This window comes from Streptomyces sp. Ru62, assembly GCF_002920615.1.
Taxonomy (GTDB): domain Bacteria; phylum Actinomycetota; class Actinomycetes; order Streptomycetales; family Streptomycetaceae; genus Streptomyces.
On sequence record NZ_PQSU01000013.1, the window covers coordinates 158,412 to 174,178 of the forward strand.

Annotated in this window: 16 protein-coding genes; 7 read left to right on the plus strand and 9 right to left on the minus strand. The window is 71.1% G+C overall.

Annotated elements, in window-relative coordinates; all coding sequences use genetic code 11:
- Positions 1–53 precede the first annotated feature (53 nt).
- Both C3492_RS19435 and C3492_RS19440 read left to right on the plus strand, forming a co-directional pair.
- The gene (locus C3492_RS19435) at positions 54–1,154 is read left to right on the plus strand and encodes a pectinesterase family protein (protein ID WP_103813001.1); all 1,101 of its coding nucleotides are present in this window, start codon (positions 54–56) and stop codon (positions 1,152–1,154) included.
- Between the two features lie 213 nt (positions 1,155–1,367).
- Positions 1,368–2,165: an HAD family acid phosphatase gene (locus tag C3492_RS19440; protein WP_103813002.1), complete on the plus strand. Its 798-nt coding sequence runs from the start codon at positions 1,368–1,370 to the stop codon at positions 2,163–2,165.
- 192 nt (positions 2,166–2,357) lie between these two features.
- Here C3492_RS19440 and C3492_RS19450 read toward each other — a convergent pair whose 3' ends face one another.
- Both C3492_RS19450 and C3492_RS19455 read right to left on the minus strand, forming a co-directional pair.
- Positions 2,358–3,203 carry a hypothetical protein gene (locus C3492_RS19450; RefSeq protein WP_103813004.1) on the minus strand — a complete coding sequence of 282 codons (846 nt, stop codon included), beginning with the start codon at positions 3,201–3,203 and terminating at the stop codon, positions 2,358–2,360.
- Entirely contained in the window at positions 3,200–3,742 is a 543-nt protein-coding gene (locus C3492_RS19455) for a SigE family RNA polymerase sigma factor (protein ID WP_103813005.1), read from the minus strand. The genes C3492_RS19450 and C3492_RS19455 overlap by 4 nt, the downstream gene beginning before the upstream one ends.
- A gap of 145 nt (positions 3,743–3,887) precedes the next feature.
- Between C3492_RS19455 and C3492_RS19460 the strand changes: the two genes are divergently transcribed.
- Positions 3,888–5,285, plus strand: coding sequence for an NCS2 family permease (locus tag C3492_RS19460; protein WP_103813006.1), 1,398 nt, complete (start codon positions 3,888–3,890; stop codon positions 5,283–5,285).
- Positions 5,286–5,289: 4 nt separating this feature from the next.
- On the opposite strand, the gene C3492_RS19465 is transcribed toward C3492_RS19460, so the two are convergent.
- From C3492_RS19465 to C3492_RS19475, 3 genes are all read right to left on the minus strand, one after another.
- Entirely contained in the window at positions 5,290–6,744 is a 1,455-nt protein-coding gene (locus C3492_RS19465) for a penicillin-binding protein 2 (protein WP_103813007.1), read from the minus strand.
- Positions 6,745–6,841: 97 nt separating this feature from the next.
- Positions 6,842–7,315, minus strand: coding sequence for a GNAT family N-acetyltransferase (locus C3492_RS19470; RefSeq protein ID WP_103813008.1), 474 nt, complete (start codon positions 7,313–7,315; stop codon positions 6,842–6,844).
- A 46-nt stretch (positions 7,316–7,361) separates the two neighbouring features.
- The gene (locus tag C3492_RS19475; protein ID WP_103813009.1) at positions 7,362–8,135 is read right to left on the minus strand and encodes an IclR family transcriptional regulator; all 774 of its coding nucleotides are present in this window, start codon (positions 8,133–8,135) and stop codon (positions 7,362–7,364) included.
- A gap of 153 nt (positions 8,136–8,288) precedes the next feature.
- Between C3492_RS19475 and C3492_RS19480 the strand changes: the two genes are divergently transcribed.
- From C3492_RS19480 to C3492_RS19495, 4 genes are all read left to right on the plus strand, one after another.
- Positions 8,289–9,818 carry an aldehyde dehydrogenase (NADP(+)) gene (locus C3492_RS19480; RefSeq protein ID WP_103813010.1) on the plus strand — a complete coding sequence of 510 codons (1,530 nt, stop codon included), beginning with the start codon at positions 8,289–8,291 and terminating at the stop codon, positions 9,816–9,818.
- 22 nt (positions 9,819–9,840) lie between these two features.
- A complete protein-coding gene (locus tag C3492_RS19485; protein WP_181140448.1) occupies positions 9,841–10,458 on the plus strand; it encodes a DUF1349 domain-containing protein in 618 nt (205 codons plus the stop codon).
- A 96-nt stretch (positions 10,459–10,554) separates the two neighbouring features.
- On the plus strand, positions 10,555–11,274 hold the full coding sequence (locus C3492_RS19490; RefSeq protein WP_103813012.1) for a DsbA family oxidoreductase: 720 nt from the start codon (positions 10,555–10,557) through the stop codon (positions 11,272–11,274).
- 96 nt (positions 11,275–11,370) lie between these two features.
- Complete coding sequence (locus C3492_RS19495) at positions 11,371–12,432, plus strand: aminotransferase class V-fold PLP-dependent enzyme (RefSeq protein WP_103813013.1); 1,062 nt, start codon at positions 11,371–11,373, stop codon at positions 12,430–12,432.
- Between the two features lie 62 nt (positions 12,433–12,494).
- Here C3492_RS19495 and thpD read toward each other — a convergent pair whose 3' ends face one another.
- Genes thpD through ectA form a run of 4 tightly spaced genes read right to left on the minus strand, consistent with a single transcriptional unit; the run spans position 12,495 to position 15,632 of the window.
- Positions 12,495–13,388 carry an ectoine hydroxylase gene (gene thpD / locus C3492_RS19500; RefSeq protein WP_103813014.1) on the minus strand — a complete coding sequence of 298 codons (894 nt, stop codon included), beginning with the start codon at positions 13,386–13,388 and terminating at the stop codon, positions 12,495–12,497.
- Positions 13,389–13,394: 6 nt separating this feature from the next.
- A complete protein-coding gene (locus C3492_RS19505; protein WP_103813015.1) occupies positions 13,395–13,799 on the minus strand; it encodes an ectoine synthase in 405 nt (134 codons plus the stop codon).
- A 29-nt stretch (positions 13,800–13,828) separates the two neighbouring features.
- Complete coding sequence (ectB, locus tag C3492_RS19510; RefSeq protein WP_103813016.1) at positions 13,829–15,100, minus strand: diaminobutyrate--2-oxoglutarate transaminase; 1,272 nt, start codon at positions 15,098–15,100, stop codon at positions 13,829–13,831.
- A gap of 13 nt (positions 15,101–15,113) precedes the next feature.
- A complete protein-coding gene (gene ectA / locus C3492_RS19515; protein WP_103813017.1) occupies positions 15,114–15,632 on the minus strand; it encodes a diaminobutyrate acetyltransferase in 519 nt (172 codons plus the stop codon).
- Positions 15,633–15,767: the final 135 nt, after the last annotated feature.

Sequence of the window (15,767 nt, forward strand, 5' to 3'; positions counted from 1 at the left end):
GGCCCCGGCCCGGTTCCTCCCCCCCCAGAGCCGTCCTTCGAAGGAGCACGTCCATGCCCTTGACCAGACGCGGTTTCCTCGCCGCGAGTGCCGGGGCCGCCGCCGCGCCCCGCCTCGCCTCCGTCCCCGCGCACGCCGTGCCGCGCCCGTTCGGCCGCTACGGCTCCCCGGCCCGCCGCCTCACCCCGGGCACCCTGTACGTCGACCCGCACGGCCGCGGCGACTTCACCTCCGTGCAGGCCGCGGTGACCGCCGCCACCGGTACCGGCCGGACCCTCGTGATCGCTCCCGGCAGTTACCGGGAGACGGTCGTCGTCGACGCCGGCCGTACGGGGATGACCTGGATCGGCGCCTCGGAGAACCCCCGGGACGTCGTGATCGTGTACGACCGCGCGGCCGGCACCCCCAAGCCCGGCGGCGGCACGTACGGCACCTCCGGTTCGGCGACGGCCACCGTCCAGGCCGACGGGTTCACCGCCCGCTGGATCACCTTCGCCAACGACTGGCTGCGCGCCGACCACCCGGACACCAGCGGCACCCAGGCCGTCGCCCTCAAGGCGCAGGGCGACCGGGGCGCCTTCCTGCACTGCCGCTTCCTCGGCCACCAGGACACCCTGTACGCCGACTCGATGGCCCTCGGCGCCTTCGCCCGCCAGTACTACGCCCACTGCCACCTCGAAGGAGACGTCGACTTCGTCTTCGGCCGGGCGACGGCGGTGTTCGACCGCTGCCACTTCCGCACCCTCGACCGGACCGACCGCGCCGCGCCGCCCTACGGGTTCGTCTTCGCGCCCTCCACGGCCGCCGCCAATCCGCGCGGCTACCTGGTCACACGCGGCCGTGTCACCAGCGAGGCCCCGGACGGCGCCTACAAGCTGGCCCGCCCCTGGGTCCCCAGCTCCGACCCCACGGCGCGCCCGATGCTCACCGTCCGCGACAGCTGGCTCGGCCCCGGCATCGACGCGGTCGCCCCCTACACCGACATGTCGGCGGCCTACCCGTGGCAGGACCAGCGGTTCGCCGAGTACCGCGACACCGGCCCGGGAGCCGAGATCACCGTCCCGGGGAACCGCCCGCAACTCACGCCCACGCAGGCCGAGTCGGCGACGCGAGCGGCCTACCTCGGGGACTGGGCACCCTGGCGGAAGCGCTGACGCACAGGCGCGCGCTGCTCGCCGGGGGAGCTGCCACCCGGACGCGGTGGTTCAAGGGGGCGTCAGGGCCAGGTCATCGGACGGCAATGGCGCGGGTCGGTGCGGGACAAGGCGTCGGTATCGATCGGATAACAGGGCTCGCCCTGCGTGTGTGATGCGCGTAGACAGTCCTGACCTGGTACATCATTCTCATCCACCAGATCCGGAGAATCCATGCGGAAGTCCCTCAAGGCGGTCGCGGCCGGTGCCGCCTGTGTCGTTGCCGGTGCGGCGCTGTACGGCGCGGGCGCGGCCGGCGCCGGTCAGTCGACGGCCAACTCCACCCACGAGCCGTACAACATCGGGCTTTTGGTGAAGGACATCGACACCTACTACGGCACCACCGCCGACAGCGACGGCGTCTACCAGGCGTCCCAGGACAGCCCGTACGCCAAGGACCTGGCGCGCATAGACGCCGACGCGAAGAGCTACATCGACAAGGCGGCCCGCAAGGCCCACCACAGGGGCGAGAAGCCGGCCGTCGTCTTCGACATCGACGACACGCTGCTGCTCAGCCTCGACTACGAGAAGCGGTACAACTACACGTACAACGCCGGCACCTGGAACGACTACGTGAACCGCGCCGACCGGCCCGCCGTCTTCGGCAGCCCGGAGCTCGTGCGCTACGCCGCGTCCAAGGGCGTCGAGGTCTTCTACAACTCCGGCCTCAGCGAGGCCCAGCGGGCCGCCGCCGTGGAGAACCTGAAGAAGGTCGGCGCCGATGTGAACCTCGACGCCGGCCACATGTTCCTCAAGGACAAGGCCGCCCCGCCGGCCTACCTGAAGGACTGCGCCACCCCGGGCACCTGGAACTGCACGACCGTGCAGTACAAGTCCGGGACGCGCGAGCACATCGAGGACGACCTGGGCTACGACATCATCGCCAACTTCGGCGACCAGTACTCGGACCTGGACGGCGGCCACGCCGACCGGACGTACAAGCTGCCGAATCCGACGTACTTCGTCAGCTGAGCCTGGCCGTAGGTCCTGAGCAGCCGCTCGTACTCGGCCTCCGTCACCGGCAGCACCGTGCCGTGGCGGGGGCCGGCGGGCAGCGCGTAGTCCGTGGACGGGGTCCACGTGCCGGAGGCGAGGTCGGTGGTCTCGAAGACGACGTGCGGACGGGGCGGCCGAGAGCTTCTGGTGGTTTCGAGGCGCGCGGGGCTATCCGCCGGCATGCGGGGCGAAGTCGCCGGTCACCGCGTAGGTGCGGCCCCCGGTCACCCCGGTCATGACGTAGCTGTCGTCTCCCGCGTCGCGCCCGCCCCGCTCATGGTCGTACTGCCCCGCGAACACCCACTCGCCCGCCGGTACCGTCCGCTCCTCCTTCAGCTTCCAGGTGTAGACGACGAAGCCGTCCTGCTCCGTGACGCTCTGGCTGAAGTCCCCCTCCGGCAGCGAACGCCAGGCACCCGTCGACGTCACTCCGCCGGTCTGGGCGATCCTCAGCTCCACGGTCAGGGACGAAAGCCGCTCGGACGTCTTCAGCGTCAGGTTGCTCTGCGCCCAGAAGGCGTTGCTGTGCGGGTCGACCGAGCCGTCCGACCACAGGGGGCCGGCCTGCTCGGCACGTGCCACCGGCGGCTCGGCCGTGGCGGTGGTCTTCGGGGTGCGGGAGGGGGAGGAGTCAGGCGTGCGGGACGGCCGGCCGATTCCCCCTCCGGGCGTCGGGTCCGCCGAGTGGACGGGGGCCGCCGGTGCCGCGGTCCGGTCCGGCGACCGCGTGGGCGTCGGCGAGACCGCCGCCGTCTGCCGCCGCGGCGGGTCGTCCTTCACCGCCGATGCCACCGCGTACCCGCAGAGCGCGAGCACACCGGCCACCGCGGCCGTCGCCGTGCCCACCCGCAACCAGCCGGACACCGGCGGGCTTACGGACCGGTGGCCGGACCCCGGCCGCGCGGCCATGCCCCGCTCCACGCGGGCCAGGATGCGGGCGCGGTCGGGCTCATGGGCCCCGGCCGCCTCGTGCAGCCGGGCGCGCAGCTCGTCGCGCACGTCCCGCTGCCTCATCGCTTCGTTCCTCCGCTCTCGCCGCCCCGGGCCGCCATCGCCGCGTGCACCCGCCGCGGGTCGCCGCCCTGCGGGCCGAGCAGCCGCTGGAGTTCGGCCATGCCCTTGGACGTCTGGCTCTTCACCGTACCCACCGAGATCCCGAGGGCGAGCGCGGTGTCCTTCTCCGACAGGTCGAACGCGTGCCGCAGCACCACGCACGCCCTTTTCCGGAACGGCAGCCTGCGCAGCGCCTCCTGGACGTCCACCACGCCGGCGACGTCCGGGTTCTCGGTCCGCTCCTCGCCGCGCGGCCAGAACAGCGCGATCCGCCGCCGCTCGCGCACCGCGCCGCGGATCCTGGTGCGGGCCAGGTTCGCGACCACGCCCCGCGCGTACGCCACCGGATGGTCGGCCGCGCGCACCCGGTCCCAGCGGTGCCACAGCGCCAGCAACGCGTCCGCCGCCAGATCGTCGGCGGCGTCCGCCTCCCCGGTCAACAGATGGGCGAGGCAGGCGAGTTCGGCGTAGTGCCGTTCGAGGAAGGCATGGAACTCCACGGAGGCGGCGTCGTCCGGGGCGCTGGACGCCGTATGGCGGGCCGAACTCGATGACGTAACACGGAGAAAACCTGAAACAGGTTCGACAGGGGAACAATCCAGCCAGCATCCGCTGACCGATCTTCAGGTGACGAGGAGTGGGACCATGTCCGTCGACAGGTACTTCAGGATCTCCGAGCGGGGATCCACGCTCGGGCGCGAGATACGCGGCGGCTTCGCCACGTTCTTCACCATGGCCTACATCCTTGTCCTGAACCCGATCATCCTGGGCAGCGCCAAGGACAAGTTCGGCCACACCCTGGACACCGGCCAACTCGTCACCGCCACCGCCCTGGTGGCCTGTGTGATGACGGTCATCATGGGCGTCGGCGGCAATCTGCCCCTGGCCATCGCCGCCGGACTCGGCCTCAACGCCGTCGTCGCCTTCCAGCTCGCCCCGCTGATGAGCTGGGCGGACGCCATGGGCCTGGTCGTCCTCGAAGGCGTCGTCATCTGCGTGCTGGTGCTCACCGGACTCCGGCAAGCGATCATGAACGCGATCCCGCAGCAGCTGAAACAGGCCATCGGCGTCGGCATCGGCCTGTTCATCGCCTTCATCGGCTTCGTGGACGCCGGGTTCGTCAGCCGCATCCCGGACGCCGCGCACACCACCGTCCCGGTCCAGCTCGGCGCCGTCGGCCGGCTCACCGGCTGGCCCGTGCTGGTCTTCTGCCTCGGGGTGCTGCTCACCGTCGCGCTGCTCGCCCGCAGGGTGAAGGGCGCGATCCTCATCAGCATCGTGACGATGACCGTCGTCGCGATCGTCATCAACGCCGTCGCCGACATCAGGAGCTGGGGCCTGACCACGCCCAAGGTCCCCGACAAGGTCGTCGCCGCCCCGGACTTCGGGCTGGTCGGTCACTTCAGCCTGTTCGGCGGCTTCGCCGAGGCCGGTGTCCTCACCGCCGTCCTGCTGGTCTTCACCCTCGTCCTGTCGGACTTCTTCGACGCCATGGGCACGATCGTCGGCATCACCGCGGAGGCCGGACTGCTGGACGAGCAGGGCCAGGTGCCCGGCATCGGCCGCGTGCTGCTCATCGACGGCGCCGCGGCCGTCGCCGGCGGTGTCGGCTCCGCCTCCTCCAACACCGCCTACATCGAGTCGGCGGCCGGCGTCGGCGAGGGCGCCCGAACCGGCTTCGCCAACCTGGTCACCGGCGGCCTGTTCGGCCTCGCCCTCTTCCTCACCCCGCTGCTCACCATCGTCCCGCTCCAGGCGGCGGCGCCCGCGCTGATCGCCGTGGGCTTCCTGATGATGACCCACGTCAGGCACATCGACTGGGACGACTACGAGATCGCCGTCCCGGCGTTCCTCACCATCGCCGCGATGCCGTTCACGTACTCCATCACCGACGGGATCGGCGCGGGGTTCCTGGCCTACGTCGTCATCAAGACGGTGGTGGGGAAGGCGCGGGAGGTCAACTGGCTGCTGTGGGCGGTCTCGGCGCTGTTCCTGGTGTACTTCGCGATCGACCCGGTGGAGCAGGTCCTCGGGGTGAAGTGAGGGGCTACTTCAGGGCCGCCTGCATCATCGCCCTGGCCACCGGCGCCGCCAGGCCGTTGCCGCTCACTTCCGAGCGGGCCGCGTCCGACTGCTCCACCATCACCGCGACGGCGACCTCCTTGCCGTTGCTGTCGGACTTGCCGTAGGAGGTGAACCAGGCGTACGGCGTCTTGCTGTTGTTCTCGCCGTGCTGGGCGGTACCGGTCTTGCCGCCGACGGTCACCCCGTCGATCAGCGCGTTCGTGCCGGTGCCGTCCTTCACCACCGTCTGCATCGCCGACCGGAGCTGCTCGGCGGTGGTGGAGCTGATGATCTCCTTGGTGCCGGCGCTGTCGTCGTAGTCCTTCAGCACGTCTCCGCCGCTGTCGGTGATCTGCGAGACCATATGCGGCGAGACCAGCTTGCCGTCGTTGGCGATGGCCGCGGACACCATGGCCATCTGGAGCGGGGTCGCGGTGACGTCGAACTGTCCGATGCCGGACAGGGCGGTCTGCGCCTGGTCCATCCCGGACGGGTACACGCTGGCGTAGGCCCGCACCGGCACGTCCTGCGCGTCGTCGTCGAAGCCGAACTTCTCGGCCATGGCCCTGACCTTGTCCTGACCGAGCTGGACGGCCATGTGGCCGAAGACGTTGTTGCAGGAGTACCGCAGGGCGACGCGGATCGAGGCGTTCTCGCAGGGCGCGGACTTGTTCTCGTTGTCCAGGTCGCGCACCGTGCCCGGCAGCCGGTAGGGGTTGGGGCTGTCGGTCGGCTCGTCCACGTTCTTGTACAGCCCGTCCTCCAGCGCGGCCGCCGCGACGACCAGCTTGAACGTCGAGCCCGGGGGCAGCGGCTGGCGCAGCGCGCGGTTGGTGAGCGGCTTGTCCTTGTCCGCGTTGAGCGTCTTCCAGGCCTTGCCCGCCGTGTTCGCGTCGGTGAGCGCGGAGGGGTCGTACGACGGCGTCGACACCACGGCGAGGATCCTGCCGGTCTTCGGGTCGATCGCGACGGCCCCGCCCTTCTTGTCGCCGAGCGCGCGGTAGGCCGCCTTCTGCACCGCCGGGTCGATCGTCGTCAGCACGTCACCCGGTTCGGCGCGCTCGCCGGTGACGGTGTCCATCACGGTCTTCAGCCGGTTGTCCGTGCCGTTGAGCAGGTCCTTGTAGACGCCCTCCAGCTGGGTGGGGGCGTAGGCCTGCGAGGCGTAGCCCGTCACGGCCGCGTACAGCTCGCCGTCCGTGTACGTCCGCTTGTACGCGAGGTCGCTTCCCTTCGTCCGCGTCGAGCCGGTGATCGCGTCCCCGGCCACGATGATGTTCCCTAGGGGCCGCGAGTAGGTCGCGATCGCGTTCCGCCGGTTGTCGTTGTCGTCCGCGAGGGCCTTGCCGTCGTAGAACTGCAACCATGTGGCCCTGACCAGCAGGGCGAGCACGAGCAGCAGCGCGAAGACGGACGCCCGCCTGATCGTCTTGTTCATCCCGACGGGAAGACGAGCGGGACGGGGGTGACCGTTCCCGTACGACCGTTTTTCTCATCCGGCGTTCATCTCGTCCGGCGTCCACCCCGGCCCGCGTTCAGGGAGCGTCCAGGACCAGCACGACCTCCTCGATCTCCCGGCCCCGCGCGTTCGCGTACCCCTGGGCACGGGCCGCCTCACGGAATCCGCACTTCTCCAGGACGCGCAGCGAGGCGTGGTTGTCGGCCGCCGCGCGCGCGTACAGCGGCCGTTCGGGAACCTCCGCGAGCAGGGCCCGCAGCGCGGCCGTCGCCACACCCCGGCCCCAGTACGCGCGGTCGATCCAGTACGTCACCTCGCGCTCGCCGGCCACGCCGTAGACGGCCGCGGTGCCGACCACCTCCCCGTCGGCCAGGACCGTGCGCAGCACGTCGGAGGAGTCCCGTATGCGCTGCCAGTAGGCCGCGAGGGCCTGCCGGTCGTACGGGTTCTCCGGGCCGAACGCGGCCATCCGGAGGGCCTCCGGGTCGGTCATATGCCGGTAGAACACCGGCAGGTCGCTGTCCCGTACGGCCCGCAGCGCGATCTCCATGCGACCGAGCCTACGGTTCCCGGCGCCGGGGCGGCGGCCGGCGGGGTCAGAGCCTGCGGGTCGCCAGCGTCAGCCGATCCCGCGCGTCGAACAGCGCGTCCTTGATCATCTGTTCGTGTGCGGGGGTCAGCCGGGCCACCGGCACCGAGCAGCTGATGGCGTCCCGCGCGGGCGTGCGGTACGGGATCGCCACGCCGAAGCAGCGCAGGCCCAGCGTGTTCTCCTCGCGGTCGACCGCGAAGCCCTGCTCCCGGACCTGGTGCAGCTCCTCGATGAGCTTCTCCCGGTCGGTGATGGTGTGCTCGGTGAGCGCGGGCAGCGTCTCAGGCAGCAGCTTGCGCACCTGCTCGTCGCTGTAGCTGGCGAGGATCGCCTTGCCCAGGGAGGTGGAGTGGGCCGGGAGCCGGCGGCCGACGCGGGTGAACGGCCGCAGGTAGTGCTGGGACTGCCGGGTGGCCAGGTAGACCACGTTGGTGCCGTCGAGCCGGGCCAGGTGGATGGTCTCCGTGGTGTCGTCGGAGAGCCGGTCCAGGGTCGGGCGGGCGGCGGCCACCACCTCGTCGCCGTCGATGTACGACGTACCGACCAGCAGCGCCCGCACCCCGATGCCGTACCGCGTGCCCGTCGCGTCCGTCTCCACCCAGCCCAGCTCCACGAGCGTGCGCAGCAGCATGTACAGGCTGGACTTGGGATACCCCACGGCCTCCTGGACGGCCGCGAGGGAGTGCATACCGGGCCGGCCGGCGAAGTATTCGAGCAGCTCAACGGTCCGTACCGCGGACTTGACCTGCGCCCCGCCCCCTGTGTCGCCTGCCGCCATCGCCCTTGACCCCTTCGTTCGACGAGGACTGAGTTATATAGTCTCCGAGCAGCATATTCATCATCAGAGACAGCGTTCAGTATATCGAACGCGGCTGATGGGTGAGCCTGGATCGTCGTATGACAATGCGGCCTTTACTGGGAGGGACCCGCGGTGGCAGCAGCACCAGTCTGGAGTGTCGACCCGCGCACCGGGAAGCAGCGTGAACAGGTTGCGGTGGAGGCCACAGCCCAGGAGGTGGACGCGGCCGTCCGGGCGGCCCACGCCGCGCGCGACGCCCTCACCGACCGCGCGGTCCGCGCCGCGTTCCTGCGCTCGGCCGCAGCGGGCCTCGACGCGGCCAAGGACGGCCTCGTCGAGACCGCCGACGCCGAGACCGCGCTCGGCCCCGCCCGGCTGACCGGCGAACTCGCCCGCACCTGCTACCAGCTGCGGGCCTTCGCCGACATCGTCGACGAGGGCGCCTTCCTCGACGTCATCATCAACCACCCCGACGACACCGCGACCCCGCCCGTCCCGGACCTGCGCCGCTACAAGGTGCCGCTCGGCGTCGTCGCCGTCTACTCCGCCTCCAACTTCCCCTTCGCCTTCTCCGTCGCCGGCGGCGACACCGCGAGCGCGCTGGCCGCGGGCTGCCCGGTCGTCGTCAAGGCCCACCCCGACCACCCGGCCCTGTCCGAGCTGGTCGCCAAGGTGCTGCGCCGGGCCGCCGCCGAACACGGCATCCCCGAGGGCGTCGTCGGGCTCGTGCACGGCTTCGAGGCGGGCGTCGAGCTGATCAAGCACCCGCTGGTCGCCGCGGCCGGCTTCACCGGTTCGGTACGGGGCGGACGGGCGCTGTTCGACGCGGCCGCCGCCCGCCCGGTGCCGATCCCGTTCCACGGCGAACTCGGTTCGCTGAACCCGGTCCTGGTCACCGAGGCCGCCGCGGCCGAGCGGGCCGAGGAGATCGGCGGCGGGCTCGCCGGGTCGATGACCCTCGGCGTGGGCCAGTTCTGCGTCAAGCCCGGCCTGGTGCTGGTGCCCTCCGGCGCGGCCGGCGACCGGCTGGTGAAGTCCCTGACCGACGCCGTCAGCGACACCGACGCCGGGGTGCTCCTCGACCACCGCATGCGGGACAACTTCGTCGCCGGTGTCGCCGAGCGCGCGGAACTGCCGGACGTGGAGTCGCCGGTCACCCCGGGCGCGGGCGGCGAGCACTCGGTCAGCGCCGGGTTCCTCACGGTGCCGGCGGAGAAGCTGGCCGCGGAGGGGGCGTACGACCTGCTGCTGGAGGAGTGCTTCGGGCCGGTCACCGTGGTGGCCCGCTACGCGGACGAGGCCGAGGCCACGGCTGTGCTGTCGCGGCTGCCGGGCAACCTGACGGCGACCGTCCAGGTGTCCTCCGACGAGGCCGCCGGGCGGGGGCGGGGGCCGGAACTGCTGGCCGAACTGACGCCGCTCGCCGGACGTGTGCTGGTCAATGGCTGGCCGACGGGGGTCGCGGTGGCGCCCGCGCAGCATCACGGGGGGCCTTACCCGGCCACCACCTCCACGTCGACGTCGGTGGGCGGCACCGCCATCGAGCGGTGGCTGCGGCCGGTCGCCTACCAGAACGCGCCCGAGGCTCTGCTGCCGGCCGAGCTGAAGGACGACAACCCCCTGGGGCTTCCCCGGCGGTTCAACGGCGTTCTGGAGCGGTAGCGCCGTAGGGGGTGAGGAGAGGTTGACGGACTTGGACATTCCCGAGGTGCCCTTCCCTCTTGAGGTCCACGGACCGGACGGTGACTGGTCGTACGCGGACGGTGTGCTGACCGGGCGGGCCGGACCACGTCAGGACCGGTTCGTGCCGCCCGGCGGTGACGCGCTGGAGCCCGCCTCCGACGCGCCCCGGCTGCTGGGGGCCGCGCCCGCGGGGGACTTCCAGCTGATCGCCCGGGTCCGCGTGGGGTTCCGGGACGCGTTCGACGCCGGGGTGCTCTACGTCCATGCCGGCGAGCGGGCCTGGGCCAAGCTCTGTCTGGAGTACTCCCCGGACGTGCCCACCGTCTGCACGGTCGTCACCCGGGGACACTCCGACGACGCCAACTCCTTCACGGTGGACGGGGACTCGGTGTGGCTGCGGGTCAGCCGGACCGGGCGGGCCTTCGCCTTCCACGCCTCCCGGGACGGCGCGCGCTGGACCTTCGTCCGGTTCTTCACCCTGGGTGAGGAGAAGGAGACCGGTGGTGCCGCGCTGGTCGGGTTCATGGCGCAGTCACCGGTGGGGGAGGGGTGCGCGGTGACGTACGACCACATCGCGTTCAGGTCCGGCGGGCCGAGCGACCTGCGGGACGGCAGCTGAGGGCGGCGGCCTCGGGAATGAAACGGGCTGCTTGAACGTTCAGGTACCGGCGGGGGAGAGCCCCCGCACCCGTACGACCCGGAGAGAGCCGAAGACATGCGCGTCGAGATCTGGAGCGACATCGCCTGCCCCTGGTGCTACGTGGGCAAGGCCCGCTTCGAGAAGGCGCTGGCAGCCTTCCCGCACCGCGACCAGGTCGAGGTGGTGCACCGCTCCTTCGAGCTGGACCCGGGCCGCGCCAAGGGCGACGTCCAGCCGGTGATCACCATGCTGACCAGGAAGTACGGCATGAGCGAGGCGCAGGCCCAGGCCGGTGAGGACAACCTGGCCGCCCAGGCCGCCGCCGAGGGCCTGGACTACCGCACCCGGGACCGCGACCACGGCAACACCTTCGACATGCACCGCCTGCTGCACTTCGCCAAGGAGCAGGGCCGGCAGGACGAGCTGATCCAGATCCTCTACCGGGCGAACTTCGCCGAGGAGCGGTCCGTCTACACGGAGGGCGACGAACGCCTGGTGGAGCTGGCCGTCGAGGCCGGACTGGACGCCGGGGCCGCCCGCGCGGTGCTCGCCGACCCGTCCCGCTACGCCGACGAGGTCCGCGCCGACGAGCGGGAGGCCGCCCAGCTCGGCGCGACCGGGGTGCCGTTCTTCGTCCTCGACCGGACGTACGGCGTCTCCGGCGCGCAGCCCGCCGAGGTCTTCACACAGGCGCTCACCCAGGCCTGGGGCGAGCGCTCGCCGCTGAAGCTCGTCGAGCAGGGTGACGCCCAGGCGTGCGGGCCCGACGGGTGCGCGGTGCCGCAGCAGGGCTGAAAAGCGCAGGTCGGGGCGGTCGTATAAGCGCCGCTAAGAGGAACCACGTAAAAGTCCGCAATGGACGCGTAGTTCCCTGGGCCGCAGAGTGGACCCATGGAGACCACGGAGACGTTCGACCGCCTCGTCCGCGCCGAGTTCACCCCGAAGAGCATCTACCTCAACACCGCGAGCAACGGCCTGCTGCCGGCCCGTACCGTCGCCGCCCTGAAGGACGCGGCGCTGCTGCGGGCCGAGGGCCGGCCGCTGACCTCGCTGTACGAGGACGTGGAGGCGAGCCGGGCCGCGTTCGCCCGGCTCGTGGGCGTCCCGGCCACCCGGGTCGCGGCCGGAGCCTCGGTCGCCGCGCACACCGGCGTGATCGCCGCCTCGCTCCCGGCGGGCGCCGAAGTCCTCACCGCCGAGGACGACTTCACCTCCGTGCTCAACCCCTTCCACGTCCGCGGCGACCTCAAGGTCCGCACGGTCCCGCTGGAGCGGATCGCCGAGTCCGTCCGGCCGGGCACCGCGCTCGTCGCGGTCAGCGCCGCGCAGTCCGCCGACGGCCGGATCGCCGACCTGCCCGCCCTGCGCGAGGCCGCCCGCGCCCACGGCGCCCGCACCTACGTCGACTTCTCCCAGGCCGCCGGCTGGCTGCCGGTGGAGGCGGACGCCTACGACTTCACGGCCAGTGTCTCCTTCAAGTGGCTGTTGGGCCCGCACGGCGCCGCCTTCCTCACCGTCCCCGAGGACTTCGGCGGGCTGACCCCGCTGCTCGCCGGCTGGGTCGCGGCCGAGCGGCCGTGGGACAGTTGCTACGGCCCGGTGGCCGAACTCGCCCACTCGGCCCGGCGGTTCGACCTCACCCACGCCCTGTTCACCTTCGCGGGACTGCGGCGCTCGCTGGAGCTGATCGAGGAACTCGGTGTGGACGCCGTGCACGCCCATGACACCGCCCTCGCCGACCGGTTCCGCGCGGGTCTCGCCGGCCTCGGCCACGAGCCGGTGCCCGCCCCGGGCTCGGCGATCGTCTCGGTTCCCGGACTCGGCGCCCGCCAGCCCGGGTTGAGCGAGGCGGGCATCGAAGTCTCCGACCGCGCGGGCAACCTGCGCGCGGCCTTCCACCTCTACAACACGGCCGCCGACGTGGACCGGCTGCTGGAGGCGCTGTCCGGCTGACACGACCGGGCCGGGGCCTCCCGTCCCACACGAGGAGGCCCCGGCCCGGTGATCGAGGGCGGCTACCGCACCGGAGTGAAATCCCTCGCTCCGATGAACTCCGGCCGCCGCACCGGCGCCGCGAAGGGCTCCACCGCCGTGTTCTCCACGCTGTTGAACACGATGAAGACGTTGCTGCGCGGGAACGGCGTGATGTTGTCGCCGGAGCCGTGCATGCAGTTGCAGTCGAACCAGGTCGCCGAGCCGGCCTTGCCGGTGAACAGCCGGATGCCGTACTCGCTCGCCAGCGCGGTCAGCGCCTCGTCCGACGGCGTGCCCGCGTCCTGCATCTGCAGGGACTTCTTGTAGTTGTCCTTCGGCGTGGCGCCGGCGCAGCCGAGGAACGTCCGGTGCGAGCCCGGCATGATCATCAGGCCGCCGTTGGTGTCGTGGTTCTCGGTCAGGGCGATCGAGACGGACACCGTGCGCATGTTCGGCAGGCCGTCCTCGGCGTGCCAGGTCTCGAAGTCCGAGTGCCAGTAGAAGCCGCTCGCGCCGAAGCCCGGCTTGACGTTGATCCGGGACTGGTGGACGTACACGTCCGAGCCGAGGATCTGCCGGGCGCGGCCGACCACGCGCGGATCGCGCACGAGGTTCGCGAACACCTCGCTGATCCGGTGCACCTCGAAGACCGAGCGGATCTCCTTGGACTTCGGCTCCACGATCGAGCGCTCGTCGGCGCGGACCGCCGGGTCGGTGACCAGCCGGTCCAGCTCACGCTTGTAGACCTCGACCTCGTCCGGGCCGATGAGCTGGTCGACGGCGAGGAAGCCGTCCCGCTCGTACGCCTGGAGGTCGGCCGTCGCGATCGGGCCCGGGGTGTCCGGGGCGCCCCACACGACGGGGTCCTGGCGGGGGACGGTCACCTCGGTGGTGCCGCGGGTCGGGTAGAGGTCCTTCACGGTGGCGGTGGTCATGGGCTCTCACACCTCCTCGGGCTCGGTGAGCAGCGGGTAGACGCCGTTCTCGTCGTGGTCCTCCCGGCCGGTGACCGGCGGGTTGAACACGCAGATGCAGTGGAAGTCCTCCTTGACGCGCAGCGTGTGCCGCTCGTGCCCGTCGAGGAGGTACATGGTGCCGGGGGTGATGGTGTACGTCTTCCCGGTCTCCTGGTCGGTGAGTTCGGCCTCGCCCTTGGTGCAGACGACGGCCTCGATGTGGTTGGCGTACCACATCGACGTCTCGGTCCCGGCGTACAGGATGGTCTCGTGCAGGGAGAAGCCGACGCGCTCCTTGGCGAGGACGATCCGCTTGCTCTCCCAGGTGCCGGACTTCGCCCTGATGTGCCGGTCGGTGCCTTCGATCTCCTTGAACGAACGGACGATCATGGGGTGCACTTCCTCCTTGCTGGGTATGGCTAGGCGGTTTCGCGGACGGCGCGGGCCAGGACGCTGAGCCCTTCGTCCAGTTCCTCGCGCGTGATGGTCAGGGCGGGCAGCAGCTTGACGACCTCGCCCTGCGGGCCGGACGTCTCGATCAGCAGCCCGAGTTCGAAGGCGCGGCGGGCGACCCGCGAGGCCCGGGACGTGTCGTGGAACTCCAGGCCCCACACGAGTCCGCGGCCGCGGTACTCCTTCACATCGGCCAGGTTCTCCTCGGTGACGGAGATGAGGGCCCGCTCGACCTGCTCGCCACGGGCACGGGTCTGCTTCTCCATGGCCGAGCCGTCGGTCCAGTACGTCTCCAGCGCGGCGGTGGCGGTCACGAAGGCGGGGTTGTTGCCGCGGAAGGTGCCGTTGTGCTCGCCCGGCTCCCACACGTCCAGCTCGGGCTTGAACAGGCACAGCGACATGGGCAGTCCGTAGCCGCTGATGGACTTCGACACGGTGACGATGTCCGGCGTGATCCCGGCCTCCTCGAAGGAGAAGAACGCGCCGGTACGGCCGCAGCCCATCTGGATGTCGTCGACGATCAGCAGCATGTCCTGCCGCTCGCACAGCTCCTTCAGCGCGCGCAGCCATTCGGGCCGGGCCACGTTGATGCCGCCCTCGCCCTGCACGGTCTCCACGATCACGGCGGCGGGCTTGTTCAGCCCGGAGCCCTGGTCCTCCAGCAGCCGCTCGAACCACAGGAAGTCCGGGACCGTGCCGTCGAAGTAGTTGTCGAACGGCATCGGCGTGCCGTGCACCAGCGGGATGCCCGCGCCGGCCCGCTTGAAGGCGTTGCCGGTCACGGCGAGGGAGCCCAGCGACATGCCGTGGAAGGCGTTGGTGAACGACACGATCGCCTCGCGGCCCTTCACCTTCCGCGCCAGCTTCAGCGCCGACTCCACCGCGTTGGTGCCCGTCGGCCCCGGGAACATGACCTTGTACGGCAGGTCGCGCGGGCGCAGGACGAGGTCCTGGAAGGCCTGGAGGAAGGTGCGTTTGGCCGTGGTCGACATGTCCAGGCCGTGGGTGACGCCGTCCCGTTCCAGATAGTCGATCAACGCGCGTTTGAGGACGGGGTTGTTGTGGCCGTAGTTGAGCGAGCCGGCGCCGGCGAAGAAGTCGAGGTACGCATGACCGTCCTCGTCGTACATCCGGCTGCCCTGCGCGCGGTCGAAGACGGTGGGCCAGCCGCGGCAGTAGCTGCGCACCTCGGACTCCAGGGTCTCGAAGACGCTGAGATCGGGCTGGGTGATGGTCACGGTGGATCGCTCCTCAGTGGGCGGTGGAGTCGGTCAACGGGCCGATGCGGTAGAGGACTTCGGGGTCGTGCGGGCCGTCGGTGAACAGTTCGGCGGGGAACAGCACCTCGCGGGTCACCTGTGCGCCGTGCCGCTCGGCGAAGGAGGTGAACAGCCGCTCGGAGGCGGTGTTGCCGGGCGTGATGGTGGTCTCCAGTCCGGTGATCCCGCGCTCGGCGACGAGCCGGGCGGTCAGCCCGTCCAGCAGCCTGGCGGCGATGCCGTGGCCCCGGTGGGCGGGGTCGACGGCCACCTGCCAGACGAGCAGCGTGCGGGGGTGGTCCGGCCGCAGGTATCCGGTGACGAAGCCGACCGGCTCCCCACCCGCGCCGCGCGCCACCGCAGAGGTGCCGGCGAAGTCCCGGCACCACAGCAGATAGCTGTAGGAGGAGTTCAGGTCGAGGGTTTTCGATTCCTTGGCGAGACGCCAGAGCGCGGCTCCGTCGGTCGTCGCCGGCCGTTCGATGAGCAGGTCTGCGGGTGCGGCAGTCATGCGGCACGAATTTAGCGAGGCGAATTCGAAAATGCACGGGAGTGCACGCGAAGGCTTCTTGCCGGATTGGTGAAATGTCCGAGATGTCCCGCATCAAATCGGGACAAATCTCAATCGTTGTGGAGTGTGTCACAG